General features: G+C 65.7%; 26 protein-coding genes and 1 riboswitch. Of the genes, 12 read left to right on the forward strand and 14 right to left on the reverse strand.

The features are described 5' to 3' along the window. Window positions 1-68 precede the first annotated feature (68 nt). Window positions 69-482, reverse strand: a complete 414-nt coding sequence (locus tag G568_RS0109195) for a Fur family transcriptional regulator (RefSeq protein WP_026757747.1) — start codon at window positions 480-482, stop codon at window positions 69-71. A gap of 389 nt (window positions 483-871) precedes the next feature. Here G568_RS0109195 and G568_RS18620 point away from each other — a divergent pair, with 389 nt between their 5' ends. Further along, complete coding sequence (locus G568_RS18620; protein ID WP_037373968.1) at window positions 872-2,131, forward strand: DEAD/DEAH box helicase; 1,260 nt, start codon at window positions 872-874, stop codon at window positions 2,129-2,131. Window positions 2,132-2,397: 266 nt separating this feature from the next. Here G568_RS18620 and G568_RS0109205 read toward each other — a convergent pair whose 3' ends face one another. Further along, on the reverse strand, window positions 2,398-3,099 hold the full coding sequence (locus G568_RS0109205) for an endonuclease/exonuclease/phosphatase family protein (RefSeq protein WP_026757748.1): 702 nt from the start codon (window positions 3,097-3,099) through the stop codon (window positions 2,398-2,400). A gap of 29 nt (window positions 3,100-3,128) precedes the next feature. Between G568_RS0109205 and G568_RS0109210 the strand changes: the two genes are divergently transcribed. Continuing rightward, entirely contained in the window at window positions 3,129-3,782 is a 654-nt protein-coding gene (locus G568_RS0109210) for a DUF2238 domain-containing protein (RefSeq protein WP_026757749.1), read from the forward strand. Window positions 3,783-4,068: 286 nt separating this feature from the next. Next, window positions 4,069-4,965 (forward strand): DMT family transporter, encoded by an 897-nt coding sequence (locus G568_RS0109215; RefSeq protein WP_026757750.1) that lies wholly within the window; start codon window positions 4,069-4,071, stop codon window positions 4,963-4,965. A gap of 59 nt (window positions 4,966-5,024) precedes the next feature. Here the strand turns inward: G568_RS0109215 and G568_RS0109220 are convergent, their stop codons facing one another. Continuing rightward, window positions 5,025-5,771: a tryptophan-rich sensory protein gene (locus tag G568_RS0109220; protein ID WP_051202900.1), complete on the reverse strand. Its 747-nt coding sequence runs from the start codon at window positions 5,769-5,771 to the stop codon at window positions 5,025-5,027. An 81-nt stretch (window positions 5,772-5,852) separates the two neighbouring features. Beyond that, window positions 5,853-7,145: a serine--tRNA ligase gene (gene serS / locus G568_RS0109225; RefSeq protein ID WP_026757752.1), complete on the reverse strand. Its 1,293-nt coding sequence runs from the start codon at window positions 7,143-7,145 to the stop codon at window positions 5,853-5,855. 499 nt (window positions 7,146-7,644) lie between these two features. On the opposite strand from serS, the gene yajC reads away from it, so the two are divergent. The 5 genes from yajC to G568_RS0109250 are packed head-to-tail and all read left to right on the forward strand — an operon-like array spanning window position 7,645 to window position 11,720. Continuing rightward, on the forward strand, window positions 7,645-7,926 hold the full coding sequence (gene yajC / locus G568_RS0109230; protein WP_026757753.1) for a preprotein translocase subunit YajC: 282 nt from the start codon (window positions 7,645-7,647) through the stop codon (window positions 7,924-7,926). 21 nt (window positions 7,927-7,947) lie between these two features. Further along, window positions 7,948-9,612 carry a protein translocase subunit SecD gene (gene secD, locus G568_RS0109235; protein WP_026757754.1) on the forward strand — a complete coding sequence of 555 codons (1,665 nt, stop codon included), beginning with the start codon at window positions 7,948-7,950 and terminating at the stop codon, window positions 9,610-9,612. Between the two features lies 1 nt (window position 9,613). Continuing rightward, the gene (secF, locus tag G568_RS0109240; protein WP_026757755.1) at window positions 9,614-10,582 is read left to right on the forward strand and encodes a protein translocase subunit SecF; all 969 of its coding nucleotides are present in this window, start codon (window positions 9,614-9,616) and stop codon (window positions 10,580-10,582) included. After that, complete coding sequence (locus G568_RS0109245) at window positions 10,575-11,336, forward strand: sulfite exporter TauE/SafE family protein (RefSeq protein WP_026757756.1); 762 nt, start codon at window positions 10,575-10,577, stop codon at window positions 11,334-11,336. The genes secF and G568_RS0109245 overlap by 8 nt, the downstream gene beginning before the upstream one ends. An 18-nt stretch (window positions 11,337-11,354) precedes the next feature. After that, entirely contained in the window at window positions 11,355-11,720 is a 366-nt protein-coding gene (locus G568_RS0109250) for an Mth938-like domain-containing protein (RefSeq protein WP_026757757.1), read from the forward strand. Between the two features lies 1 nt (window position 11,721). Here the strand turns inward: G568_RS0109250 and G568_RS0109255 are convergent, their stop codons facing one another. The 5 genes from G568_RS0109255 to metZ form a co-directional block, all read right to left on the reverse strand. Continuing rightward, window positions 11,722-12,750, reverse strand: coding sequence for an alkane 1-monooxygenase (locus G568_RS0109255; protein WP_026757758.1), 1,029 nt, complete (start codon window positions 12,748-12,750; stop codon window positions 11,722-11,724). 31 nt (window positions 12,751-12,781) lie between these two features. Beyond that, on the reverse strand, window positions 12,782-13,180 hold the full coding sequence (locus G568_RS0109260) for a hypothetical protein (RefSeq protein ID WP_026757759.1): 399 nt from the start codon (window positions 13,178-13,180) through the stop codon (window positions 12,782-12,784). A gap of 150 nt (window positions 13,181-13,330) precedes the next feature. Beyond that, window positions 13,331-13,558, reverse strand: a complete 228-nt coding sequence (locus G568_RS0109265) for a hypothetical protein (RefSeq protein ID WP_026757760.1) — start codon at window positions 13,556-13,558, stop codon at window positions 13,331-13,333. Window positions 13,559-13,998: 440 nt separating this feature from the next. Further along, window positions 13,999-15,108 (reverse strand): GTP cyclohydrolase FolE2, encoded by a 1,110-nt coding sequence (gene folE2 / locus G568_RS0109275; RefSeq protein WP_026757761.1) that lies wholly within the window; start codon window positions 15,106-15,108, stop codon window positions 13,999-14,001. Window positions 15,109-15,203: 95 nt separating this feature from the next. Further along, complete coding sequence (gene metZ / locus G568_RS0109280; RefSeq protein ID WP_026757762.1) at window positions 15,204-16,397, reverse strand: O-succinylhomoserine sulfhydrylase; 1,194 nt, start codon at window positions 16,395-16,397, stop codon at window positions 15,204-15,206. Window positions 16,398-16,474: 77 nt separating this feature from the next. After that, window positions 16,475-16,552, reverse strand: a riboswitch (SAM riboswitch). 129 nt (window positions 16,553-16,681) lie between these two features. Between metZ and G568_RS0109285 the strand changes: the two genes are divergently transcribed. Continuing rightward, entirely contained in the window at window positions 16,682-17,389 is a 708-nt protein-coding gene (locus G568_RS0109285) for a glutathione S-transferase N-terminal domain-containing protein (RefSeq protein ID WP_026757763.1), read from the forward strand. 6 nt (window positions 17,390-17,395) lie between these two features. Here the strand turns inward: G568_RS0109285 and G568_RS0109290 are convergent, their stop codons facing one another. Together G568_RS0109290 and G568_RS0109295 are read right to left on the reverse strand one after the other, a co-directional pair. Further along, window positions 17,396-18,007 (reverse strand): inner membrane-spanning protein YciB, encoded by a 612-nt coding sequence (locus G568_RS0109290; protein WP_026757764.1) that lies wholly within the window; start codon window positions 18,005-18,007, stop codon window positions 17,396-17,398. 15 nt (window positions 18,008-18,022) lie between these two features. Then, complete coding sequence (locus tag G568_RS0109295) at window positions 18,023-18,931, reverse strand: EamA family transporter (protein WP_026757765.1); 909 nt, start codon at window positions 18,929-18,931, stop codon at window positions 18,023-18,025. Between the two features lie 66 nt (window positions 18,932-18,997). On the opposite strand from G568_RS0109295, the gene G568_RS0109300 reads away from it, so the two are divergent. Then, window positions 18,998-19,477 (forward strand): MgtC/SapB family protein, encoded by a 480-nt coding sequence (locus G568_RS0109300; RefSeq protein ID WP_245582923.1) that lies wholly within the window; start codon window positions 18,998-19,000, stop codon window positions 19,475-19,477. A gap of 70 nt (window positions 19,478-19,547) precedes the next feature. Here G568_RS0109300 and G568_RS0109305 read toward each other — a convergent pair whose 3' ends face one another. From G568_RS0109305 to G568_RS0109315, 3 genes are all read right to left on the reverse strand, one after another. Continuing rightward, on the reverse strand, window positions 19,548-19,973 hold the full coding sequence (locus G568_RS0109305) for a hypothetical protein (protein WP_026757767.1): 426 nt from the start codon (window positions 19,971-19,973) through the stop codon (window positions 19,548-19,550). Further along, entirely contained in the window at window positions 19,966-21,150 is a 1,185-nt protein-coding gene (gene ftsY, locus G568_RS0109310; RefSeq protein ID WP_026757768.1) for a signal recognition particle-docking protein FtsY, read from the reverse strand. The genes G568_RS0109305 and ftsY overlap by 8 nt, the downstream gene beginning before the upstream one ends. A gap of 172 nt (window positions 21,151-21,322) precedes the next feature. Then, on the reverse strand, window positions 21,323-23,131 hold the full coding sequence (locus tag G568_RS0109315) for a serine protease (RefSeq protein WP_026757769.1): 1,809 nt from the start codon (window positions 23,129-23,131) through the stop codon (window positions 21,323-21,325). Window positions 23,132-23,322: 191 nt separating this feature from the next. On the opposite strand from G568_RS0109315, the gene G568_RS0109320 reads away from it, so the two are divergent. Both G568_RS0109320 and G568_RS0109325 read left to right on the forward strand, forming a co-directional pair. After that, on the forward strand, window positions 23,323-24,252 hold the full coding sequence (locus tag G568_RS0109320; protein ID WP_026757770.1) for a glycine--tRNA ligase subunit alpha: 930 nt from the start codon (window positions 23,323-23,325) through the stop codon (window positions 24,250-24,252). Beyond that, complete coding sequence (locus tag G568_RS0109325; RefSeq protein ID WP_026757771.1) at window positions 24,249-24,779, forward strand: DUF6446 family protein; 531 nt, start codon at window positions 24,249-24,251, stop codon at window positions 24,777-24,779. Before G568_RS0109320 ends, G568_RS0109325 begins: the two co-directional genes overlap by 4 nt. Window positions 24,780-24,789: the final 10 nt, after the last annotated feature.

The raw sequence follows: 24,789 nt of genomic DNA on the forward strand, positions 1-24,789 counted from the left end.
GGCGGGGCTTCATCTTGCCCAAAATACTCCCGCCGGAGGCGGCCGGCGCCAGCAGCCCCGCGCGCCGCTCAGTCCTTGCGCAGCGGCACGCCAAAGAGCTCCAGCCGGTGCCCCTTGAGCCGGTAGCCCAGCTTGGCGGCGATCCGTTCCTGCAGCGCCTCGATATCGGGATCGCAGAACTCGATCACCGCGCCCGAGTTGATGTCGATCAGGTGGTCGTGGTGGTCGCGCTCGGCGTCCTCGTAGCGGGCGCGCCCGTCGCCGAATTCCAGCCGGTCGAGGATGCCCGCCTCTTCGAACAGTTTCACGGTGCGGTACACCGTGGCGATCGAGATGCGCGGGTCGCGCGCCGAGGCGCGTGCGTACAGCTCTTCGACGTCGGGGTGATCGTCGGCCTCGTGCAGCACGGTGGCGATGGTCCGGCGCTGATCGGTCATGCGCAGGCCCTTTGCCTCGCAGCGGGCGATGATTGTCTCGGTCATGAAGCCCCCGGCTCGTGCTTGCTGTGGAGGGGCGTTTTAACGCCTGCCGACGCCCATTTCCAGACGTTTTCGCACCCGTGGGTTGACTTGTGATGCGAATGCCATCATGTGCAAGGCACGCACCGCCCTTCTGCCGCGTGAGCAGATACGCAAGCCCCGGAGCGATAAAGGTCCGGGCGGATCAGGGCAGGTGCAGCAGTTTTCCCAAGATCACGCGTGGGGATCGACGCTTTGGCGGCTTTGACGGGCATGTGGCCCGCAAGGTGGCGACCGGGCGCTAACCACGATGCCGGCCTGTTGCGACGGGCTGTGCGATAATGATCCGCGTGCAGGGCAAAGGGCCCGTGCGCGGGCGAGAGGATACGAGAGTGACCAATAACCAATTCGAAATGATGGGCTTGCCTGCCAAGCTTGTTGCCGCCCTTGCCCAGCAGGGCATTTCCGAGCCGACCCCGATCCAGGGGCGGGCGATTCCCCATGCGCTGGACGGGCGCGACGTGATGGGCCTGGCGCAGACCGGCACCGGCAAGACCGCCGCCTTTGGCCTGCCGCTGATTGCGCAGATGATGGCGGCGGGCGGCAAGCCCGAGGCGCGCAAGGTGCATGCGCTGATCTTGGCGCCGACGCGCGAGTTGGCCAAGCAGATTTCCGACACCCTGGGCACCTATGTCAAAGGCACGCCGATGAAGGTGAACCTGGTGGTGGGCGGCATGTCCCTGAACGCGCAGGCCGGGCGGCTGGCGCGGGGCACCGACATCTTGGTGGCGACGCCGGGGCGGTTGATCGATCTGCTGGACCGGCGCGCGCTGAGCCTCGCCGACACGCGGTTCCTGGTGTTGGACGAGGCCGACCAGATGCTTGACCTGGGCTTTATCCATGCGCTGCGCAAGATCGCGGGTCTGTTGCCCGAGCAGCGTCAGACGATGCTGTTCTCGGCAACCATGCCCAAGCAGATGACCGAGATTTCGGCGGCCTACCTGACCGATCCCGTGCGGGTCGAAGTGTCGCCTCCGGGCAAGGTGGCCGACAAGGTGACCCAGAAGGTGCATTTCATCGCCAAGTCGGAAAAGACCAGCCTCCTGATCGAGCTGCTGGACAAGCACCGCGATGAGCTGGCGCTGGTGTTCGGGCGCACCAAGCATGGCTGCGAGAAACTGATGAAGCAGCTCGACAAGGCCGGGTTCGCCGCCGCGTCGATCCATGGCAACAAGAGCCAGGGGCAGCGCCAGCGCGCGCTGGAGGCGTTCCGCAATGGCCAGACCCGCGTTCTGGTGGCGACCGATGTCGCGGCGCGGGGGCTGGATATCCCGGACGTGAAGCACGTCTACAATTTTGATCTGCCCAATGTGCCGGAAAACTACGTTCACCGGATCGGCCGCACCGCACGGGCAGGCAAGGATGGCGCCGCGATCGCGTTCTGCGCGCCGGACGAGATGGGCGAATTGCGCGACATCCAGAAGGTCATGAAACTGTCGATCCCCGTCGCTTCGGGCCGCCCGTGGGAGGCCATCGACGCCCCCGCCGGGGCCAAGAAAGGCGGCGGTCGCGGCCCGCGTGGCGGCGGTGGCAAACCGGGCGGTGCGGGCGGCGGACGCCGGCGCCGGAGCGGCGGCGGCCGTGGCCGCGGCCGGGGTGCGCAGGCGGCGTAAGCGCGCGGACGGGCGGCCGGCTGAGGAGCCGGACATCGTCGGGCCGCAGTGCGGCGATCTTCCGTTGGTGTGGGGCATTTTATGTCAGCCGAGTCCGAAAAACGCTCAGAGCGTTGCGCAGGTGTCAGCCATATAGCCGTGCCGGGGGTCGGCCCGGCGATGCGCGGCGGGCTTCGCCCTTGATTCCGCGCAGGGCGCTATGCCTCAACGTCACGGCACCTTGTATCAGATGTCTACGACTCAGGTTCAGCGCCCTAGTTCAGACCCTAGGCGCTTAGCTCCAGGTCGGCCCAGACCGGCAGGTGATCCGAGGCCACGCGCGCCGGTTGCGCGCGTGTGCTGCCGACGCGCGTGGCGTGCAGCTGCGGCGAGAGCGCGAAGCGGTCCAGCGCGGCCACCGGGCGTGGCGCCGGGTAGCTGGCAGGGCCGTGGATGAAGCGCACCGAATGTGCGGTGGCATCCAGCGCCGCGGCGCGCCCCCAGGCGTTGAAGTCGCCCGCCAGGACGGTGGGGCGGGGCGGCAGGTGGTGCAGGGCCCGCTCGATCGCGGCGATCTGGCGCAGGCGGTCGCGCCGCCTGAGGCCCAGGTGCAGCCCGATCACCCGCAGCGGCCCCAGCGGCGTATCAAGATCGGCGCGGATCGCGCCGCGTGGCTCGAACCCGGGCAGTTCGATACCGTCGGTGGCCTCGACCCCGATGCCGGGACGCAAGAGCATGGCATTGCCGTGCCATCCGAGCGATCCACCCGGCCCGCCCACCGGCACCACGCGCCAGCCCGCATCCTCGACCATGAAGGCGGGCAGGGCGGCGGGGCGCGGCGGCAGGCGCTTGTCTGCTTCCTGCAACACGACGATCTGCGCGCCGAGGGCCTCGATCACCTCGAGCGAGCGGTCGGGCCTGCGCCGCAGGTCCAGCCCGACGCATTTTTGCAGGTTATAGGTTGCAATTCTCAGTGTGGCTGGCTTCATCATGGAATACCTGCACCGATCCGGGGGGAATGTCACGCGTGTTTGCCGATCAGACATTGTTGGCCAAGCTGATATGGGGCGCCTTGGGCCTGTCGGTGCTGGATGCGTTGATCCAAGGCAACTGGCCGCTGGCGGCGGTGGCGCTGGCGACGCTGACGCTGTCGTTGGCGCCGGTGTTCGCGGCCCGGTGGGCCGAGATCGTGATCCCGCCGTCGTTCATCACCGCGATCGTGCTGTTCGTCGGATCGACCCTGTTTTTGGGAGAGGTGTTCGATTTCTACGACAGGTTCTGGTGGTGGGATGTGGCGATGCATGGCGGTAGCGCGATCGGGCTGGGCCTGGTGGGGTTCGTGATGATCTTCATGATGTTCCAGGGCGATCGCTATGCCGCGCCGCCGATCGCGATGGCGTTCTTCTCGTTTTGCTTTGCACTGGCGATGGGGGCGCTGTGGGAGATTTTCGAGTACGGGATGGACAGCCTCTTTGGCATGGACATGCAGCGCACGGGCCTGGATGACACGATGCGCGACTTGATGGTTGACGTGGGCGGCGCCCTGATCGGGGCGGCATCGGGGTTCGCCTATCTCAAGGGGCTGGAATATGGTGGTTTACCGGGCATCATAGACGAGTTCGTGCGCCGCAACCCGCGCCTGTTCCGACGCGGCGGCGGGGGGCGGCGCTAGGGTCGGCTACGCGTGACGCGGGTTATGCGGTGGCGGGGTATGAGTGGCCTGTTGCTGACATTGGGGGGCTGGGTGAGAAGCCGCGCAGCGCCCGCCCGAGGGGGGCGGTCGGGCGCTGCGCGGCGGCGCGCAAGCGCGCCTCTATTCCGCGCATTGGGCCAGGCCTCAACGGCAGCATCAGGCCATCACCGTCCCCGGCACCGGGTATCATAACTGGTTGATGCGGCGCGTTTTCGTTCTGAAAAAGCCCTGTTACCTCCTTTCTGAAGATGCTTTAACGGCGCCCATGGAACGACGTGATGCGATAGACGCGGCCGGTGCGGCGGCGCTGGTGGGATTTGCCGGGATGCTGGCGATCAACCAAGTGGTGATCAAGCTGGGCAATGGCGGCTTTCAGCCGGTGTTCATGGCGGCGCTGCGCTCGGTCGGGGCGCTGGCGGTGCTGATGATCTGGATGCGGGCGCGCGGTGTGGCGCTGGATCTGCGGGTGGGGACGCGCCGGGCGGGGCTGTTGCTGGGCGTGTTGTTCGCGTTCGAGTTCGTGTGCCTGTTCTGGGCGCTCGATCATACCTCGGTGGCGCGGGCGTCGATCCTGTTTTATTCGATGCCGGTGATCCTGTCGCTGGCGGCGCATTTTGTGCTGCCGGGCGAGCGGCTGACGCTGCGGCGGCTTGTGGGGCTTGTGTTGGCGATGGCGGGCGTGGTGCTGGTCCTGGCCGAGCGGCAGGGCGGGCAGGCCAGCATCGCGGGCGACGTGGCGGCGCTTGCCGCGGCTTGCGGATGGGCGGGGATCGCGCTGTGCGTGCGGCTGACGGGGATTAGTCGCGTCGCCCCCGAGATGCAGCTATGGTGGCAATTGGCGGTTTCCTCGGTGCTGCTGATGGCGGCGGCGCCGCTGTTTGGCGAGCTGTTGCGCGCGCCGGGGCCGTGGCATTTCGCCGGGCTTTTGTACCAGATCTTCGCGGTGGCGAGCTTTGGCTTTCTGTTCTGGTTTTTCCTGATGTCGATCTATCCCGCCTCGGGTGTTGCCAGCTTCTCGTTCCTGACACCGGTGCTGAGCGTCGGGCTGGGCTGGGCCCTGCTGGGCGAGCGGATCGGGGCGAACGTGATCGTCGCGCTGATACTGGTGGCGATCGGGATCGTCCTGATCAACCGCAAGCGCGGGGTAAGGCCCCCGACATGAGCGGCGCGGGCGAGCGCGGAAAAATGAGTATTTTTGGCAAGATGAAGCCCTGATGGCGGTTAGTAATCGCGGGCGGCGCCGCGCCAGGCCTGCCAGATCAGCAAAACGATACCCGCTGCCGCCAGGATGACGACGGCAAGGTTGAGGGGGGCGGCATTGGCCGCGATGATCCCCGCCAGCGCCCAGATCACCGAGACGGCGAATTCGGGCGCATCTGGGCGCAGCGCCAGCACCGCAAGCGCGATGGCCAGCGCCAGCGCGATCATCGCCAGCGCCGCGATTTGCATGTCCAGTATGCCTTGCCCGGCCAACACCATCCCGAGCGCCACGCAAGACGCCGCCGTCAGCCACCCGGCATAGAACGCGACCGGGCTGCGCATCCAGGGTCGGTCCGAAGGCCCCGCGCGCATGAGGGCCAGGATCGCGCCGGCCAGCATCACCCAGATCAGCGCCGTCGCCCAGACCGGTGACAGGTTGGCAACCGGGATCCATGCCGCCCCGACCGCGAGGCTGAGCAGCAGGGGCGGGCGCATCGCGCGCCAGGCCGGATCGGCGTCGCGCCGCACGAGGCCGAACACCGCCCCCGCGATCAGCCACAGGTAGATCAGGCCCCAGATGGCAAAGGCATAGCCCGCGGGCTGCACCGGCGGATCGGTTTGCGGCACCGGGAACTGTCCCGGCGTGAACCCGTTGAACCCGGGGCTAAGCAGCGGGGAGGCGGCAAAGGCGAGCGCCCCGACCGCCACCAGCGCGGCCATCAGGCGATCGGTGTCGCGCCTGTCATCGCTTGGCTCCAGCCGTGCCATGGTGCGCCCTCCTGCGGCGATCCTTCCTTGCCTTCCCCCAAGATAAGCGCGGGCGCAGGTAGGGCAAGGGGCGCGCGCGGTTCAGGCCAGGGTGCCGCCCGCCGTCAGCCGCGTCTTGCCACGCAAGTAAGGGTGCAGCGCAGAGGGCAGATCGACCGATCCATCGGCCTGCTGGCCGTTCTCCAGCACCGCGATCAGGCACCGTCCCACTGCCAGCCCCGAGCCGTTGAGCGTGTGCACGAATTGCGGCTTGCCGCCGTCCTCGGGTTTGAACCGGGCGTTCATGCGCCGGGCCTGGAAATCGCCGCAGACCGAGACGGAACTGATCTCGCGGTAGCTATCCTGCCCGGGCAGCCACACCTCGATATCGTGGGTGCGCGTCGCGCCAAAACCCATGTCGCCGGTGCACAGGACCACCGTGCGATAGGGCAGCTCAAGCCGCTCAAGGATATCCTCGGCGGCGCGGGTCATGCGTGCGTGCTCGGCCTCGCTGCTGTCGGGGTGGGTGATCGAGACCATCTCGACCTTTTCGAACTGGTGCTGGCGCAGCATGCCGGCGGTATCGCGCCCGGCGCTGCCCGCTTCGGAGCGGAAGCATTGCGTATGCGCCACCATCCGGCTCGGCAGATCGCCCGCCTCCAGCGTCAGGCCCGCCACCGTGTTGGTTAGCGTCACCTCGGCCGTGGGCACCAGCCACCAGCCCTCGCGCGTTTGGTAGCTGTCCTCGCCGAACTTGGGCAACTGCCCGGTGCCGCGCATCATTTCGTCCACCACCAGCACCGGCGTCCATGTCTCGCGCAGGGCGTTCTCGTCAACGTGCACGTCCAGCATGAACTGCGCCAGCGCCCGGTGGATGCGCGCCACCGCGCCCGACAGCACCACGAAGCGCGAGCCGCTGAGCTTGGCCGCGGTTTCGAAATCCATCCCCGGTTTCACGCCGGCGATGTCGTAATGCTCGCGCGGGGTGAAATCAAAGGCGCGCGGCGTGCCGTGGCGGCGCAGCTCGACATTGTCGTCCTCGTCGGCGCCGTCGGGCACGTCCGGCAGCGGCGTGTTGGGCACGGTCATCAGCCGCTCGGTCAATGCGCGGTCCAGCTCCTTGGCCTCGGCCTGCATGTTGGCGACCTCGGTCTTTTTGTCGGAGACCAGCGCGCGCAGGCGCTCGAACTCGGCCTCGTCGCCCGAGGCCTTGGCGCGCCCGACCTCCTTGGAGGCCTTGTTCTGTTCGGCCTGCGCGGTTTCGGCGGCGTGGATCTTGGCGCGGCGCGCCTCGTCCAGCGCGACGATCTCGGCGGCGGCGGGCGCCTCGCCCCGGCGGGCAAGGGCGGCGTCAAGGGCGTCAGGGTTGTCTCGAATGGCGCGAATGTCGTGCATGGGGTGGCCCCTGTTGATGAGTCGGCTTTGCCCGGTCTTATGCAACAGTTTTCGCGCCGAGTGTAGGGTGGGCGTCAGACCGCGTGCGGGCCACACACAGGCGGTGACATTATAGCGCAAGCCGGGCGCGCGCCTGCCCGTGGGATGGCGCAGCAACGCTTTGGCTGCGCGCTTTATCCCGCCACATGCCTCCAACGGATCAATGGCAGTGCCCGTCCGCCAAAGCGCCAGCCCGCCGGGACGGGTCATGCTGGAAGCATGCCTGTGGCATGACCGCTCGCCCGGCGCCTCTCGGCGCTATTCGGGCGGATACTGAGTCTCGTCAAGGCGCGGGTCCCGCCTGCAGGTCAAGCCGCGCGCGCATTTGTACGCTTCTCCCGTACGATCCGGACGTTGCGTACGCTTTCGCGTCTTGCAAATGTGCCATCGCGGCCATAGGTTCCGGCCAATTCGCGGGGGGTCTGCCCCTGCCGCCGGGTGCAACAAAAGGACAGACCCTATGGAAGCCGTTGGACAGTTCATTCCCCTTATCCTGATTTTCGTGATCATGTATTTCCTTTTGATCCGGCCGCAGCAGAAGAAACTGAAGGATCACCAGAAGATGGTCGAGGCGCTGCGCCGCGGTGATCAGGTGGTCACGCAAGGCGGACTGATCGGCAAGGTGACCAAGGTCAAGGACGACAACGAGATCGAGGTGGAACTGGCCAAGGACATCAAGGTGCGCGTGGTCAAATCCACCGTTGCCCAGGTGACCAGCAAGACCGAGCCGGCCGAATCCTAACTTACTGAAAAGGCAGGCGTCATGCTGCAAATCGACCTCTGGAAACGGGTGGTGATCTGGGCGCTTTGCGCGCTCGGGCTGTTGCTGGCGCTGCCCAATGCCTTCTACACCCGCGTTGAAACCGCGAACGACGCGACCGCCGCGATCGAGACCGGCGCCAGCGATCCCGCGCTCAGGGAGCAGGCGGCGATGTGGCCGGCGTTCCTGCCCTCGGGGCTGGTGAACCTGGGGCTGGATTTGCGCGGCGGCGCGCATCTGCTGGCCGAGGTGCAGGTCGAGGACGTATACGAGACCCGGCTGCAGGCGATGTGGCCCGAGGTGCGCGACCTGCTGCGCGAGGAACGCGATCGCATCGGCACGATCCGCCTGCAACCCTCGGAGCCGGACACGTTGCGCGTGCGGTTGAACCAGAACCCCGACCAGGTGCAGGCCGCAGCCGAGATCGTGCGCGGCCTTGCCCGGCCCGTGACCAGCGTCACGGGCGCCGGGGCCAGCGATATCGAGGTATCAACCGACGGCGCCGACGTTGTCGTGCGCCTGAGCGAGGCCGAGCGCCGCGCCACAGATGAGCGCACCGTCAAGCAGGCGCTGGAGATCGTACGCCGCCGCATCGACGAGGTCGGCACGCGCGAGCCCACGATTCAGCGGCAGGGCTCTGACCGCATCCTGATCCAGGTGCCCGGCGTGGGATCGGCGGCGGAGTTGAAGGAAATCATCGGCACCACCGCGCAACTGACGTTTCAGCCGGTGGTCAGCCGCACCTCGGACAAGGATGCCTCGCCGGGCGCGGGCAACGAGGTGCTGCCATCGCTGGATACGCCGGGGCAGTATTATATCCTTGAACGCGCCCCGGTCGTCAGCGGCGAAGCCTTGGTGGATGCGCAACCCTCGTTCGATCAGAACGGTCAGCCGGCGGTGAATTTCCGGTTCAACACGTCCGGCGCGCGCAAGTTCGGCGATTACACCGCCGAGAACATCGGCAACCCCTTTGCCATCGTCCTTGACGACGAGGTGATCAGCGCCCCCGTGATCCAAAGCCACATTCCCGGCGGATCGGGCATCATCACGGGCGATTTCACCGTCGAGGAAAGCACCCAGCTTGCCGTGCTTCTGCGCGCGGGCGCGCTGCCGGCGGAGCTGATCTTCCTCGAGGAGCGGACCATCGGGCCGGAACTGGGCGCCGATAGCATCGAGGCGGGCAAGATCGCCTGCATCGTGGCCTTCATAGCGGTGCTGGTGTTCATGGTGCTGAGCTATGGCACGTTCGGGCTGTTTGCCAATGCCGCGCTGCTGCTCAATGTCGGGCTGATCTTTGGCCTGCTGTCGCTCATCGGGGCGACGCTGACACTGCCGGGGATCGCGGGGATCGTCCTGACCATCGGGATGGCGGTGGATGCCAATGTACTGGTGTTCGAGCGCATCCGCGAAGAGGCGCGCACCGCCAAGGGCCCCTCCCGCGCGATCGAGCTGGGCTATGAAAAGGCGCTTTCGGCCATTCTGGACGCCAACATCACCACCTTCATCACGGCGGTGATCCTGTTCGCCATGGGCTCGGGTCCGGTGCGGGGCTTTGCCATCACGCTGGGGCTGGGCATTCTGACGTCGGTTTTCACGGCGATTTTCGTCACGCGGTTGATCATGGTGATCTGGTTCGAGCGCCGCCGCCCCAAAAAGCTGGAGGTGTGAGATGCGCCTGAAACTCGTCCCCCAGAACACCAACTGGGATTTCTTCGCCCGCCCGACGCTGACGCTGGGGATTTCCGGGGTATTGATGGTGCTGGCACTGATTTCGTTCCTCTTGCAGGGGTTGAATTTCGGCATCGACTTCCGCGGCGGCACCACCATCCGCACCGAAAGCGCCGAGACGATCGACATCGCCGAGTATCGCGACGCGGTCGGGAGCCTGGGCCTGGGCGATATTTCCATCAGCGAGGTGTTCGATCCCACCTTCGGCCCCGATCAGAACGTCGCCATGGTGCGCATCCAGGCGCAGGAGGGCCAAGAGGCCGTGACCGCCGAGGTGGTGGCCGAGGTCGAGGCGGCCCTGCGCGAGGCGGTGCCCGATATCCGGTTCCTGTCGGTGGAATCGGTCGGCCCGAAAGTGTCGGGCGAGTTGATCCAGACCGCCGTGATCGCGGTGTTGCTGGCGATATCGGCGGTGCTTGTTTACATCTGGCTGCGGTTCGAATGGCAGTTCGCCCTCGGCGCGGTGGCGGCACTGGTGCACGACGTGGTCCTGACCATCGGCGTGTTTTCCGAGTTGCAGATACAGTTCGACCTGGCGATCATCGCGGCGCTTCTGACGATCGTGGGCTATTCGCTGAACGATACCGTGGTCGTCTTTGACCGGGTGCGCGAGAACCTGCGCAAGTACAAGAAAAAGCCGCTCAAGGACGTGATGAACATCTCGATCAACGAAACCCTGAGCCGCACGGTGATGACCTCGGTCACGACGCTGATCGCGCTGGTCTCTTTGATCGTGCTGGGCGGCGACGTGATCCGGGGCTTCGTGTTCGCGATGCTCTGGGGGGTGATCGTCGGCACCTACAGCTCGGTGTTCGTGGCCTCCGCGATCCTGCTCAAGCTTGGGGTCAAGCGCGACTGGTCCAAGCCCGACGCCAACGCCGGGAACCAGTTCGCCAACGTGGATGCCTGAAGCGATCAGTGCCGCGCTGGCCCATGACGGGCTGGTGTGGCTGATGCTGGGGGCGTTTGCCGCCGGGGCCGTGCGCGGCTTTGCGGGCTTTGGCACCGCGATGGTGTTCCTGCCGGTGGCGGCGCTGTTCCTGTCGCCGGTTTGGGCGCTGATTGCGCTGGTGGTGATGGATGCCTTTGGTCCGCTTCCCAACTTGCGCCGCGCCGTGCGCGACGGGCGCATGGGCGATCTGGGTTGGCTGCTGGCGGGGACGGCGGTGGCCTTGCCGGTGGGGTTGTCGGTGCTCTATGCGGTGTCGCCCGTGGTGTTTCGTTATGCCGTATCGATCGTGGCGCTTTCGGTGCCGTTCACCCTGATGACGGGGGTGCGCCTGCGCCGCACGCCAGGGCAGGGGCTATTGCTGGGCACGGGGCTCTCGGCTGGGTTCCTGGGGGGCGTGTCGGGCCTGTCGGGGCCGCCGGTGATCCTTTTGTACATGGCGACGGGCGATCCGGTTCGCATCGTGCGGGCCAACAACATGCTGTTCCTGTTCGCCTACACGCTGCTGCTGCTGGCGGTGCTGGCCGTGCAAGGGCGGATCGAGGGCGCGGCGGTGGTAATCGGGTTGATGTTGGCGGTGCCAAATGTGATTGGCAACGTGACGGGCGCCGCTATTTTCCGCCCCGAACGGGCGCGCCTATACCAGGCGGCGGGCTATGGCCTGATCGTGATGTCGGCCATGGGTGGATTGCCGGTATGGGATGCCTTCGGTTAAACTCGGCAAGGAGGCGAGATGGAACTCAATGAGATCAACTTTTCCGGCGTGGTGCCGATCGATGGCTACGGCCCCGGGTTTTTCCGGGTCGGCGGCCAGGTGGTCGAGGGCGCGGTGATCGTCACTGCCGAGCGCGCGCAGGGCTGGAGCGGGCTATCGGATGCCGAGCCGCTGATCGCGCTGGCCGAGCAGGCCGACGTGATCTTTGTCGGTATGGGCGACGAGATCGCGCATTTGCCCGCCGAGTTTCGCAACGCTGTAGAAGAGGCGGGCATCGGCCTTGAGGTCATGAGTTCGCCCGCCGCCGCGCGCACCTACAACGTCCTGCTGTCCGAAGGGCGGCGCGTCGCCGCAGCCCTGCTGCCGGTGGTTAAGGGGAACTGAGCTAGCCTGCGGATTGCCAACGCGCCAGCCGGTGATCCATCACCCGGCGCCACAGGCGCGGCCAAAGCGCGATCACCGCCATCACCGGTAACGAATGGGGCAATACCGGCATGTTGTCCCCAAGGCGCAGCGCGGGAAACGGGCGCGCGGGGTTGAGGTGGTGATCGGAATGGCGCGGCGCGTTGAGCATTATCGCCGACGACCAGAACTGCGGCGCGTTCCATGAATGCTGCGGGCCGACCGGCTCAAGCTGGCCGTTATCGCGCGTGGCGCGCCGCAGCCCGTAGTGTTGCACGTAGTCCGACAGCAATATTTGCAACTGAGCATAGCCCGCCAGCGCCAGCAGCGCCAGAACGCCGCCGCCCCCGGCGATAAGCGCCGCGATCAGCACGGTCGCGATAGCCCCGCCGATATGGCCCATATAGGGATGGCTCCACCACCGGCGCGGGGTTCTGGCGCGGGCGCGCAGGGCCGTCTCGGCGCGCCATCCGGCGATGGCCGAGCCCGGCCATGCCCGCGCCGCGAATCGCCAGAACCCTTGCCCCGCGGGGGCCGAATTGGGGTCTTGCGCCGTGGCCGCATGCAGGTGATGCACCCGCACATGTGCCGAAGCGTGATGCCCGAACAGCAGCGCGGCGTAGATCGCCTTGCCAAGCGCCCGCCGCCAGCGGGTGGATTTGTGGATCAACTCATGTGCATTGGGATGGCCGACCTGCCCGAAGAAAAGGCCGAACGCCGCCCACAGGCCCGCCCGTTCCCATCCGCCGTGGTCGCTTGGCCCGCCAACTGCCCAAACGGCCAGCGCCAGAAGCAGCAGATGCGCGCCCCCCAAGGCAATCGCCAGCCAATCGCCGCTGGGAAACTCGGTGCCGGGGGCCGCGCGCGCGGCGGCCCGCGCGATCAGGTGATCCATCGCCCATGTCACCACCGTGATCCACAATAGCGCCGCCAGCACCCACGCCCCGCCGCGCAGCGCCGCGATCGACAGAAGCGCAACGGGCGTCAGCGTGGCAAGGTTGAAAAACAGCATGCGGGTGGTGTTTCCTGCTGGCGAAGGGGCATCAAACGCCCACCTCGGGGCCAAGGCATGTCATCGGTTCGGTGGATTGCTCGACCTCGTAGAGGGTGGTTTGCGCCGGATCGTTTTCGAACCGCGCCACCAGCCCATCGGGTCCCTTGTAAAAGCTCCAGCATTGCGGCGTCGGGTTGTCCTCGTAGACAAAACAGATCTGATCGTTCTGCTGGTACCAGCGCCCGGCCTTGCATTTGCCATCCAGGAACGACCAGCGCACCCGCCGGTTCGGCAGGTATTCCTCGGCGCCATAGGGCTCAGATTCGGTGCCGTAGTAGAATGTCTTGCCGCGCGTGTATGCATCGAATTCGCCGGCATCAAGGCTGTCTTGCGCCAAGGCGGGCAGGGGCACGAGCAGAAAGACGAGCGCGAGGGCGATGTGTTTCATGCGCGCAGTGTGCCTTATCCCCGCGCCGCTTGACCAGAGCGTTCGCACAGCCGGGGCGCGAAAAATGCTCGGGGCCGGGGGCGCTGCCCGCGGGGCCGGGCGGGCGCGCCGGGGCGCCGCCATCACTGGCCGCCGCGCCCCGTGTAGCGCTCAGATATAGAAGGTATCGCGGAACACGTAGCGCGCGATGTCGTCCCGGGCCACGCCCATGCGTTCCAACTCGGCATCGGACTTGGCCTGCAGCGCCTCGATCTGATCGACGCGCGAGCGTTGATGCATGTAGTTGCGAATGCCCCGGCCGATTGCGTTCAACACTGCGTCGAACGCCGTTTTCAGGGCGGATTTTTCAAAGGTGATATCAGTTGTTTGCGTCGTCATTTGGAAACCTCGCTTGACCTTGTCTGGTTTCCTCCCATGCGCTTGAAGGTAGGTCAGCGTGTATGACGTTACAATGCCCAATCGGGTATATCAGGCTTGCATGGAGCGCATGCACCCATGCGGCACACCCCACAAACGCAAAAGGCCGCCCCGGCGGGGGCGGCCTGTCGTGCATGGGTGGAAGCATCGCGAGGGACGATGCCTATCCGCTTAGCGATCGGCGAGGTGATCGATGGTACGGACAATACCCAGCCTGATGCCACTGATGAACGCAGCGGCATAGTCGAAGATATCCATGGTGTAGGTCGTGCTGTGTATCGGCATGGGGCACCTGTATGCTAGATTTTCGGCGGGTCGTAATATGGCCCAGATAGTTCCCATAAATGCCCATTACCACTGCTAAAAACGCAAGTCAGGCCTGCGCTTTCTGCATTGCGGCATCAGCCGACATGGAACAGCGTCGAGAAAAGCCTCGGGTCGAGGCTCTCTGACGCGAAGGTCGGTCCCTCGGTCAGGATGCTGACGGCGTCGTGGCTGTGCAGGCTTTCCTGATGGCTGGCGATCACGCGGAAATCCCCGACCCGCGCGTCGCGCTTGAGCTGATCGCAGAAAAGGCGCGCCGCGTCCTCGACAAAGATCGGGTTGGCGGCGTTCAGTTCGGCAAAGGCCTGCTCGTCCTCGCGCTTGACCATGACCTGCGTCTCGGTCGGCACCGCTGTGCGCGCCATGTCGATCATGTCCTCGAACCACAGAAGTTGCGCCCCTTCTATCACCACCGACAGGCGCGCTACCGAGCGCTGCGAATGCGGCGTCGCCAGTTGAAGGCGCTCGCGCCGGGCGTGCTCGCTCAGCTCCAGCGAACAGGGGCAGGTCGAGGAATAGACATAGTCCAGATGCAGGATCTTCTTGCGCTGACCTCCGGTTTCGATCAGCTCCAGCGCGATATCGTAATACTGGTACCCCTCCAGCCCCGAGCGCAGCGATGGCACCTTGACCGGGTAGGACAGGCGCATCTGGATCCGCGCATCAAGACTGCCAAGATCGGCCTTGTAATCGTCAAGTGCCGCCTCGATCACCCCGAAACTAAAGGTTTTTTCCGAGTGCTTGTAGAACGAGCGCATGATCCGGGACATGTTGATGCCCTTTTTGTCGGCCTCAAGGCTGACCGTGCCGGTCACACGCGCCTCAAGCGACAGATCGCCGTTGTCGCGGGTGTGAAACCGGATCGGAAGCCGGAAATTCGAGATGCCGACATGCTGTATCTGCTGGCGCGCCCCGCGGATCAGGCTGGCGGGGCCGTTTTGCAGGTCTGGCATTGTCGCCTTGTAGGCGTCGCTGGCGACGAACTTCTCGGGGTAGCTGCGCACCAGTTCCGGATAGGCCGGCCCGGGTGCCTTGCCCTTGGGCGCAAGTAGCTGCAGCAGCGCCGGATCGAGCGCGGCAATCTCCTGCTCGGTGGCCTGCGCGGCCCAGGTCCGCAACCGTTCAAGCGCCTCGGCGGCGTCGTCGTGGTCAGGTTGGCGATCAATCTCAGGCGAGTGGATGTTCATCTCGGGCCCTTTCGCGTGCTCTCGCCTCATAACTTATGCTGAAGGCGATCATTTTCCAATCTCGAAGGAAATTACGCGGGAAACGACATTTCGGATCATGAATTTCCGCGCGCTACGTCCAGCGCGGCGGTGATGTCCGCGATCAGGTCCTGCGCATCCTCAAGCCCCACGCTTAGCCGTATCAGGCCCGGCGTGATGCCAAGCTCTTGCTTGCGGGCCTCGGGGAGGCGTTGATGCGTTGTGGTGGCCGGGTGCGTCGCGATGGATTTGGCATCGCCCAGGTTGTTCGAGATCACCACGACCGACAGCGCGTTCAAAAACGCGAACGCCGCCTTTTGCCCCGCCGCCAGGTCCAGCGCGATAACCGTTCCGCCGGCGCCCATCTGCGCATCGCACAGCGCGTGCTGCGGGTGGCTGATATGGCCGGGGTAGATCATCCGAGACAGCTCATCGCGGCCATCCAGCGCCTCGGCCAGTTGCACGGCGGTGCGGGCCTGTGCGCGTACCCGCAAATGCAGCGTCTCCAGCCCCTTGAGCATCACCCACGCGGTGAACGGCGACATCGAGCCGCCGGTATGCTTCATGTAGGGCTCAACCGTGCCGCGAATGAACTCGCGGCTGCCAAGGATCACACCGCCAAGCGTGCGCCCCTGCCCATCGATGTGCTTGGTCGCGGAATAGACCACCACGTCGGCGCCCTGCGATAGGGCACGCGAATAAACCGGCGTGGCAAAGACGTTGTCCACGATCACCGCCGCACTCGCGGCATGCGCGATCTCGGCCACCGCCGCGATGTCGATCACCTCAAGCGTCGGGTTCGAAATCGTCTCGAAGAACACCGCGCGCGTGTCCGGGCGCACCGCCGCGCGCCATTGGTCAAGGTCCACACCGTCCACGAAAGTAACCTCAACGCCAAAGCGCGGCAGGATTTCCTCGAGGATATACAGGCACGAGCCGAACAGCGCCTTCGCCGCCACCACGTGATCGCCCGCGCGCAGCAGCGCCGTCAGCACCCCGTTCACCGCCGCCATGCCGCTGGCGGTGGCAAAGGCGTCCTCGGCACCCTCCAGCGCCGCGATCCGCTCTTCGAACATGGCCACGGTCGGGTTGCCGTAGCGTGCATAGATGAACTCGTCCGGGCCGGACTCGATAAACCGGGCCTCGGCCGCTTCGGCGCTGTCATAGACAAAGCCCTGCGTCAGGAACAGCGCCTCGCTTACCTCGCCATACTGGCTGCGGCGGGTGCCGCCATGCACTGCCTTTGTGCGTGCTTTCCAGCCATCTGTCATCGCTCTCACTCCTTGGGGCAGGGCGCGTTTGCCGCCCGCCCATGAAAAAACCCCCGGTCGCGGCCAAGCGAAAGGGGGCTCCTTCGTGCTTCGCCTCTTTAGCGGATTCTTTAACGTGGCCCGCAATCCGGTCACAACTCACCACGCCCGTCTGATATGCCCGCCACGTCGCCGGGTCAACACCGTCGCGCAGGGCGACGGGCGGTGTGGCCCCCTTGCACGCGGGCGCAAATGCGCCATCATGGCCCCCAGGCGAGCACCGCCGCAGCCCGAGAGGACACCCGATGACCCAAGCGCCGATCAATCTCTATTATTGGCCCACGCCGAACGGCTGGAAAATCTCCATTGCCCTCGAAGAGATGGCCCTGCCGTACACCGTGCACCTCGTCGATCTCGGCGCCGGTGATCAGTTCAAGCCAGAGTTTTTGGCGATCTCGCCCAACAACAAGATGCCCGCGATCATTGATCCCGATGGCCCGGACGGGGAACCGATCTCGATCTTCGAATCCGGCGCGATCCTGCAATACCTCGCGCGCAAGACGGGCCTGTTCACCGGCCCCAACGAGCGCGCCCGCATCGCCGTTGATCAGTGGTTGATGTGGCAGATGGGCGGGCTGGGCCCGATGGCGGGGCAGGCGCATCATTTCCTGAAATACGCGCCCGCGATGGACCCGCCGCAGGACCTACCGTATGCCAAGGACCGTTACCGGGGTGAGACCGCGCGCCTGCTGCGCGTGCTGGATGGGCAACTGGCCGCGAACGACTACGTGGCGGGCGATTTCTATTCCATCGCGGACATGGCGATCTGGCCTTGGGCTTCGCTGTGGGAGGGGCAGGAGCAGACGCTGGACGACAAGCCCAACCTTGCCCGCTGGCTTGACCAGGTGGGCGCGCGCCCCGGCGTGCAGGCCGGTCGCGCCCTGTTTGCCGAGAAACGCGGCAACCTGCAGCAGGACAAGGCCGCGCAAAAGGTGCTGTTCGGTCAGAAATAGGCGGCGTTACTTGTCGCCGCCGCCGCCCTCGTCGATGCCATAATCGGAAAACACGCGCCCTTGCGTGATGAAAAACCCGAACACCGCCGCCGACAGGCCGAAGGTCTTGAAATAGACCCACGCTTCGGTGCTCATCAGGCGCCAGACCGCCTCGTTGGCGATGGCCAGTGCGAAGAAAAAGATCATCAGCCGCCGCGTCAGGATCATCCATCCCTCGCGCTGCAGCGGCATGACCTCGTCCATCACCGATTGCAGGTAGGACCGCCCGCGCAGCAGCCCCGCGCCAAGGATGCCGCCGAAGATCAGGTAGATCATCGTCGGCTTCATCTTGAAAAAGCGATCATCGTTCAGCCACACCGACAACCCGCCGAACACGATCACCAGCACCAGCGTGACAAGCTGCATCTTCGATAGCTTGCCTGTGAGCCGCCACAGCGCCGCCGTGGTGAGGGTTAGCAGCGGGATGAACCCGGCCGTGACCAATATGAACCCGTCATAGGTCCGCCCGCCTATGCTATAGACGTTGTCCTTGAGCAGCACGTAAGCCACGAAAAACACCACGATCGGCCCCAGTTCCAGGCCGGTCTTGAGCATCGGGTTGATCTTGTCTCGGCTCATGGTCACGCCTTTCCTTCAGCCACCCATTTCTACGATTATCGCGCCGAGCGCAATCAGCGACATCAGCGCGATCCGGCGCGGGCCCACCGTTTCGCGCAGCACCAGCCACCCGATCAGCGCCGCGAACACGGTCGAGGTCTCGCGCAGTACCGCCGCCTCGCCGACCTTGTCCAGCCGTGTCGCCATCATCACCGCGCCGAAGCTGAAGAACGCGACCACCGCGCCGATCGCCCCGCGCGCCATCAGCGGAGGCAACGGCGGGCGCACCGGCGGCGCCATCGACCGCCAGCGCAGCGCCGCCAGGACCGGCATCGCGACACCGTCGATCATGAAAAACCACATCAGGAACGTGAACGGGTCCGGCGTGGCGCGGATACCATACGCGTCATAAGTGGTATAGAGCGCCACGAACAACCCCGTGAACACCGCCAGCGCCAGCGCCATGTTGAGCGTCTCGCGCTCCAGCGTGATGTGGATCAGGTTGTAAACGGCCAGCCCGAAGATCCCCGCCAGCAGCACCGCCACGCCCAGCCATTGCACCGGCGTGAACACTTCGCCAAACAACAGCCAAGCGCCGATCACAGTGAACAGCGGCCCGGTGCCGCGCACCACCGGGTAGACCACCGTGTAGGCGCCGCGCGTATAGGCCATCGCCTGCAACAGCTTGTAGGCGGTGTGGATGACAAAGGCGCCCGCGAATATGGGCCACATGTTCGGCGCCGGCCACGGCACCACGAACAACGCCAGCGGCGCCGCGATCAGGCCATAGCTGATGTCGATGGCGCCGCGCGTCAGCCACGGGTCGTGCCGCCCCTTCTGAAGCGCGCCGAACACCGCGTGCAGCACCGCCGCCAGCAAGGCCAGCGCCATCGCCAGCTGATGCCCCGCCGGCGTGCCTTCCAGCGAAAGGAGCCACGCGCTCATGCCGCGCGTCTCGTGTCAAATGGGTGGATCGTGCTACGTTTTGGGCAACGGTCAGGGAAGGGCGCTATGGAACAACACATTGTGGACGCCATTGCCCAGGAGTTGTCGGGCACGTTCAGTGCTGTCTCGCCTCTTATTGCCGGAATGCGGCTTGTTGCGGCACTGATCTTTGGGGGGGTGATCGGGCTCGAACGCGAAAGCAAGCAGAAACCGGCGGGGCTGCGCACCCACATGCTGGTTTCAATGGCGGCTTGCCTGTTCATCCTGGTCAGCCAGCAATTGGCCGCCTTGTCCTTTGGCGCACAAGACGCGATGCGTGTTGATCCCCTGCGCCTGATCGAGGCGGTGACCGCCGGCGTCGCCTTTCTGGCGGCGGGAGCGATCTTCACCTCGGGCGGCTCGGTGCACAACATCACCACCGGCGCGTCCATGTGGTTGGTGGGCGCCATCGGGCTGGCTTGCGGGTCGGGGCAGATGCCGCTTGCCGCTATGGCGACGGGAATTGTTTTGCTGGTGCTGTATGGCGTGCGACTGGTCGAGCGATAGCGCCGACCGGTCGCCTCGCGCGCGTGGCCTTGCCCGCGTTCGCCGTAGCAATGGCCGAGATGCGGCGCGTTCATCCCTTCGACCTGCCGGGGATATGCCCGCTTTGCGCCCGCATCTGCGCATGCAGGCGCGGAGAGATGTCAATCTGCCGATTGCTGTGATCAAGGACGATCACCCCGCCCTCGGCGTTTAGCGCATACTCGTCAATCAGGTCTTCTTCCATCGCCTGGATGATGAACGGCGTGCGATGCGCGCGCACCACGGCCAGATCCCGGATCTGCGGTAGCTCATCCGCGCTGCCGCTCCAGACAAGGCGCCCGAACCCCACCACGCGGCCTGCGTCCAGCAGCACGCATTCGGCATAGGGCGGATGCTGGGGCGCGGCGGGGTCTGCACCCTCATCGACCGGCGGCGGCGTCAGTCGCGCCACGTCCAGCAATTCGACGATATCCATTTGATCGCCGCGAAATTCGGTTGTTCGGCAAAGCTCAAGCATCGAGACCCGTCAGCGCCCTTGCAAAATCCCTGGGGTCGAACGGGGCCAGATCGTCGATCTGTTCGCCCACGCCGATGGCGTGGATCGGCAGGCCAAAGCGATCGGCCAGCGCGACCAGAACGCCGCCGCGTGCGGTGCCGTCCAGTTTCGTCATCACCAGACCCGACACGTTGGCCAGCTCGCGGAAAATCTCGACCTGCCGCAGGGCGTTCTGCCCCGTTGTCGCGTCCAGCACCAGCAGCGTGTTATGCGGCGCCTCGGGGTCTTTCTTGCGGATCACGCGCACGATCTTGGAGAGTTCCTCCATCAGGTCGGCGCGGTTTTGCAGCCGACCGGCGGTGTCGATCATCAGCAGATCGGCGCCGTCCGCCTCGGCCTTGGTCATGGCGTCGAACGCCAGGCTGGCGGGGTCGCTGCCCTCGGGCGCGGTCAGGACCGGCACGCCGGCGCGTTCGCCCCACACCTGCAATTGTTCGACCGCGGCGGCGCGAAACGTGTCGCCGGCGGCGATCACGACATCCTTGCCCGCGGCCTTGAACTGCGAGGCCAGCTTGCCGATGGTCGTGGTCTTGCCCGAGCCGTTGACCCCCACCACCAACACCACCTGCGGCTTGGACGGGTAAAGCGGCATCGGCCGCGCCACCGGTTCCATGATGCGGGTGATCTCGTCGGCCAGCAGGCCCTTGATCTCGTCGGTCGAAAGCTTGCGGCCCATCCGCCCCTCGGCCATGTTGGCGGTGACACGCAGGGCGGTATCGACGCCCATATCGGCGGTGATCAGAAGCTCTTCGAGCTGCTCGAGCATCGCGTCGTCAAGGGTGCGGCGCATGACCGGACGCCCGCCCGCACGGCCCAGCAGACGGCCCAGCAACCCACCCCGCGCCTGTGCCTCGCCGCCCTCCGGCGCGTCGGGCACCTCGGGCGGTGTCGGCGGCGCCTCCGGCTCCGGCTCGGGCAGGGGCACTTCGCCGGGGGTTGGCACGGGGGCCTCTTCCGGCTCGGCGGGGATCTCGCGCGGCGGGGTTGCGGGCTCCGGATCCTTTTGCGGCGCGGGATGCTCTGGCGGCTCGGGCGGCGTTTCGGGCTCTGCGCCCTCCTCGACGATGGCATCAAGCCCCTCTTCCAGTCGCGAAGAGGACTTGAACATGCGATTCTTGAGTTTCCCGAAAAAGGACATGGCGATCTCTGGCAGCCTGTGGGTGCGTTTCTCTTCACCTAGCCATTTCGCGGGGGATTTGAAAGGCCCCGCGCGCGATTGTCGGTGCCGTTTTTCGCCGTTCGTCCGCGATTGCCTGCCGGAGCACGGGCAAACTTCCCGTGCTCCGGCAATGTGATAGTGGGCGCTCGGATTACTCCCAGCAGTTGACCAGAACGGTCATCGCCGCGGCGCGATCGGTCAGGTCTTCGGGCGCGATCCGGGGCAGGGCGTCGGCCCGGTCGGGGGTCACGTCCAACCCCTCCAGCAGCGCGGCGATGGCGCCCGCGTCGGCGGCAAACTGCACGTCATCGGGCAATTTGCGCGCGCCGTCCTGACGCGGCAGTAACATGCCCAGAACAGTACCCCCGGCGTCGACCACTGGCCCACCCGCATCGCCTGGCAGCGCCGTCAGCGCCAGGCGGCTGAGGTTTTCCTCGCCCGACAGGCCGTCTACATCGGCCAGCTTGCCAAAGGTCATCGTCGGCGCGCCAAGGACACCGCCATAGGAAAAGCCCGACACCGCGACCTCGGATTGCAACCGCGGCGCAGTGGCGCGCAGCGTCGCCACCGCCATTGGCGTCAACGGGGTGACGGGCTTGAGGATCGCGACGCCAAGCTCCGGATCGCTGTGCACAACGCGCGCCTCGGCCTGTTCGCCAAGCGTGATGCGCCCGCAGGATTGCACCACCTCGGTGGTGGTGACCACGGTGCCATCGCGCCCGATGTAAAAGCCCGAACGCGTCAGCCGCGGCTTGCGCACTTCCAGCCCCGAAACAAGGTCCACATCCTGCAGCGTATTGGCGCCCGCCCCCGGGTCCAGCACGCCGTCAATGCGCGCAAAGCTGGTCTGCATTTCCCGAAGGAGCCGCCCCCGGCGCGCGTCATCATCCGCCGGCCACACCAGGGTAAAGCCCTTGATCTGTCCGTTTTGCAGGCTTGCCTCGGTGTGGGAGATGAACTCGTCGCCGATCCCGACGAGGCTGAAGCTATCGCGGCCACGCTCGCGCGGGCCCTCGGGCGGCACGATTTCAAGGGTCTGCATGATGTCATAGAGGCCAAACAGCGTGTCGCGGTCGCCCGGCTGACTGATCAGCAGCACCCGCGCGGGTATTTCGCCGCTTGGGGTGTAGTGCACGAACGGCGGCTCAAGGTGGTCGAACTCGATCACGCCCATCGGCAGCTTCATCTCGATTCCCGCATCGTCGTTGCGCACCATCCGCAGGTCCAGCCCCTCAAGAACGGCGTTATACTGCGCCAGCAATTGCTCGCGCTGGCGCGTGGTCAGGATGCTGGTCGGCTCATACCCGTTGTTGCGCTGCCACTCGGCCATGGCGGCACGGGTGCCGGGGCCGATGGCACCATCGATGCCGTATTCATAATACCCCGCCCATTTCAGCGCGATTTGCAGCGCCTTGCGCTCTTCCGCATCCAACCGGGCCTCGCTTGCCCGCGCCTCGCGCGGGGTTTCCTCGACCGGCTCCATCGTGGTGTCCACCTGCGCCTGCTGGGTGACCTCGGGCTTGGCTTCGGTTTCGGCCGCGACCTCGGTCTCAATCTCGGCCTCCGCCTCCGCTACCTGGTCTTGCTGCCCGTCCCTCTGGCCCGGCTTGACCGGCGGCAGATTCAGCAGGTTCGCCCCGCGCGGCCAGAATTGCTGCCGAAAGGCGTTCGCACCGATCAGGAAGCTGTCATCCGGGATCACCCCCTCGGCCCGGTAGGCGCGTAGCACCTGGTCGGCATCCCCGCGCGTATAGGGCCCCAGCGAAATGCCGTAAGAGCCGTTGGTCAGGACAAAGCCATTCACATCCGGCAACTCCGCCGAATAGCTGCGCGCGCGCGCCTGCGCGGCGTTGAGGGTATCCGCCGCTTCGATCTGCACCCAGACCACGTTTTGTTGCGCGATAACGGCACGTGACGCGAGCAGGACCCAAATCAACGCGACGACTAGAACTCTGGACATCTTGGTACACTTCCCCTGTTACGGTATTTATTTTCGCCAATCTGGCCGATTTTTAACGAAATACAAAGAGCAGTGAACCAGATTATTGCATTTTCCCGCGATTGACCCCGCCCGCGCCGCGCCGTAGGTAGAGGCCGCGTTTCAGGTGGCGGCGCAAAGGCCGCCGCAATCGGCCGGACGGGGCAGGGATCATGAGCAGCAAAGACACCAAACCGCGCAGTTTCCAGGAAATTATCCTGAGGCTACAGGCCTATTGGTCCGCCCAGGGCTGCGCCGTGATGCAGCCCTACGACATGGAGGTCGGCGCCGGCACCTTCCACCCGGCGACGACACTGCGCTCGCTCGGCTCGCGGCCATGGGCGGCGGCCTATGTGCAGCCCTCGCGCCGTCCCACCGACGGGCGTTATGGCGAAAACCCCAACCGGCTGCAGCATTACTACCAGTACCAGGTTCTGATCAAACCCAGCCCGCCGGATTTGCAGGCGCTCTACCTCGGCTCGCTCGAGGCGATCGGCATCGACATGGCGCTGCACGATATCCGCTTTGTCGAGGACGACTGGGAAAGCCCCACATTGGGCGCCTGGGGCCTTGGTTGGGAGGTGTGGTGCGACGGCATGGAAGTCAGCCAGTTCACCTATTTCCAACAGGTCGGCGGCCATGATTGCCACCCCGTCTCGGGCGAGCTGACCTACGGGTTGGAGCGGCTGGCGATGTATGTGCTGGGCATCGATCATGTGATGGACATGCCCTATAATGACCCCGACGCGCCCATTGCGCTGAGCTACGGCGACGTGTTCCGCCAGACCGAGCAGGAATACTCGCGCTGGAATTTCGACGTGGCCGACACGCAGGTCCTGCTGCGCCACTTCGAAGAGGCCGAGGCCGAATGCGCCGCGATCCTCGATCAACCCCACGATGACCCGAAAACCGGTCAACGCATCGTCATGGCGCACCCCGCCTATGACCAGTGCATCAAGGCCAGCCACATCTTCAACCTGCTGGACGCGCGCGGCGTGATCAGCGTGACCGAGCGCCAGGCCTATATCGGCCGCGTGCGCGCATTGGCCCGGATGTGCGCCGATGCCTTCGTGCAGACCGATGCGGGGGGCCATGCCGCATGATCGGAAAGATACTCGCCGCCATGATTGTTCTGACTGCCGCAGTGGGCGGCGCCGCGCTCTATTACCTGCAGGTCTATGCCTATTACGACACCGTCGCGCCGAGCGGGGCGGATGACGTGCAAATGACGTCGCTGACCGCCGCCGCGCCCGAGCCGATCCTTTATGACGACTTCCGCGCGATCGATGCGGATAGCAGTCCGATCCGCTACCGCGCCTGTTTTTCCACCACGTCCAGCCTTGCCATGCTGTCCGAGACCTACGCGCCCTACATCGAAGGGGCCGAGCCGCTGAACGCGCCGGGGTGGTTCGAATGCTTCGACGCGCAGGAGATCGGCGAGAAGTTGGAGGAGGGCGAGGCGCTCGCGTTCCTGGGCGAGCGCAACATCGAGTATGGCATCGACCGCGTCGTTGCTGTCACGCGCGACGGGCGCGGATATGTCTGGCACCAGATAAACCATTGCGGTGCCGAAGTTTTCGAAGGCAAACCGGCCCCTGCCGACTGCCCAACTCCGCCCGAAGGGTACTGACTGACATGGC

Source organism: Sediminimonas qiaohouensis DSM 21189 (assembly GCF_000423645.1).
GTDB lineage: Bacteria > Pseudomonadota > Alphaproteobacteria > Rhodobacterales > Rhodobacteraceae > Sediminimonas > Sediminimonas qiaohouensis.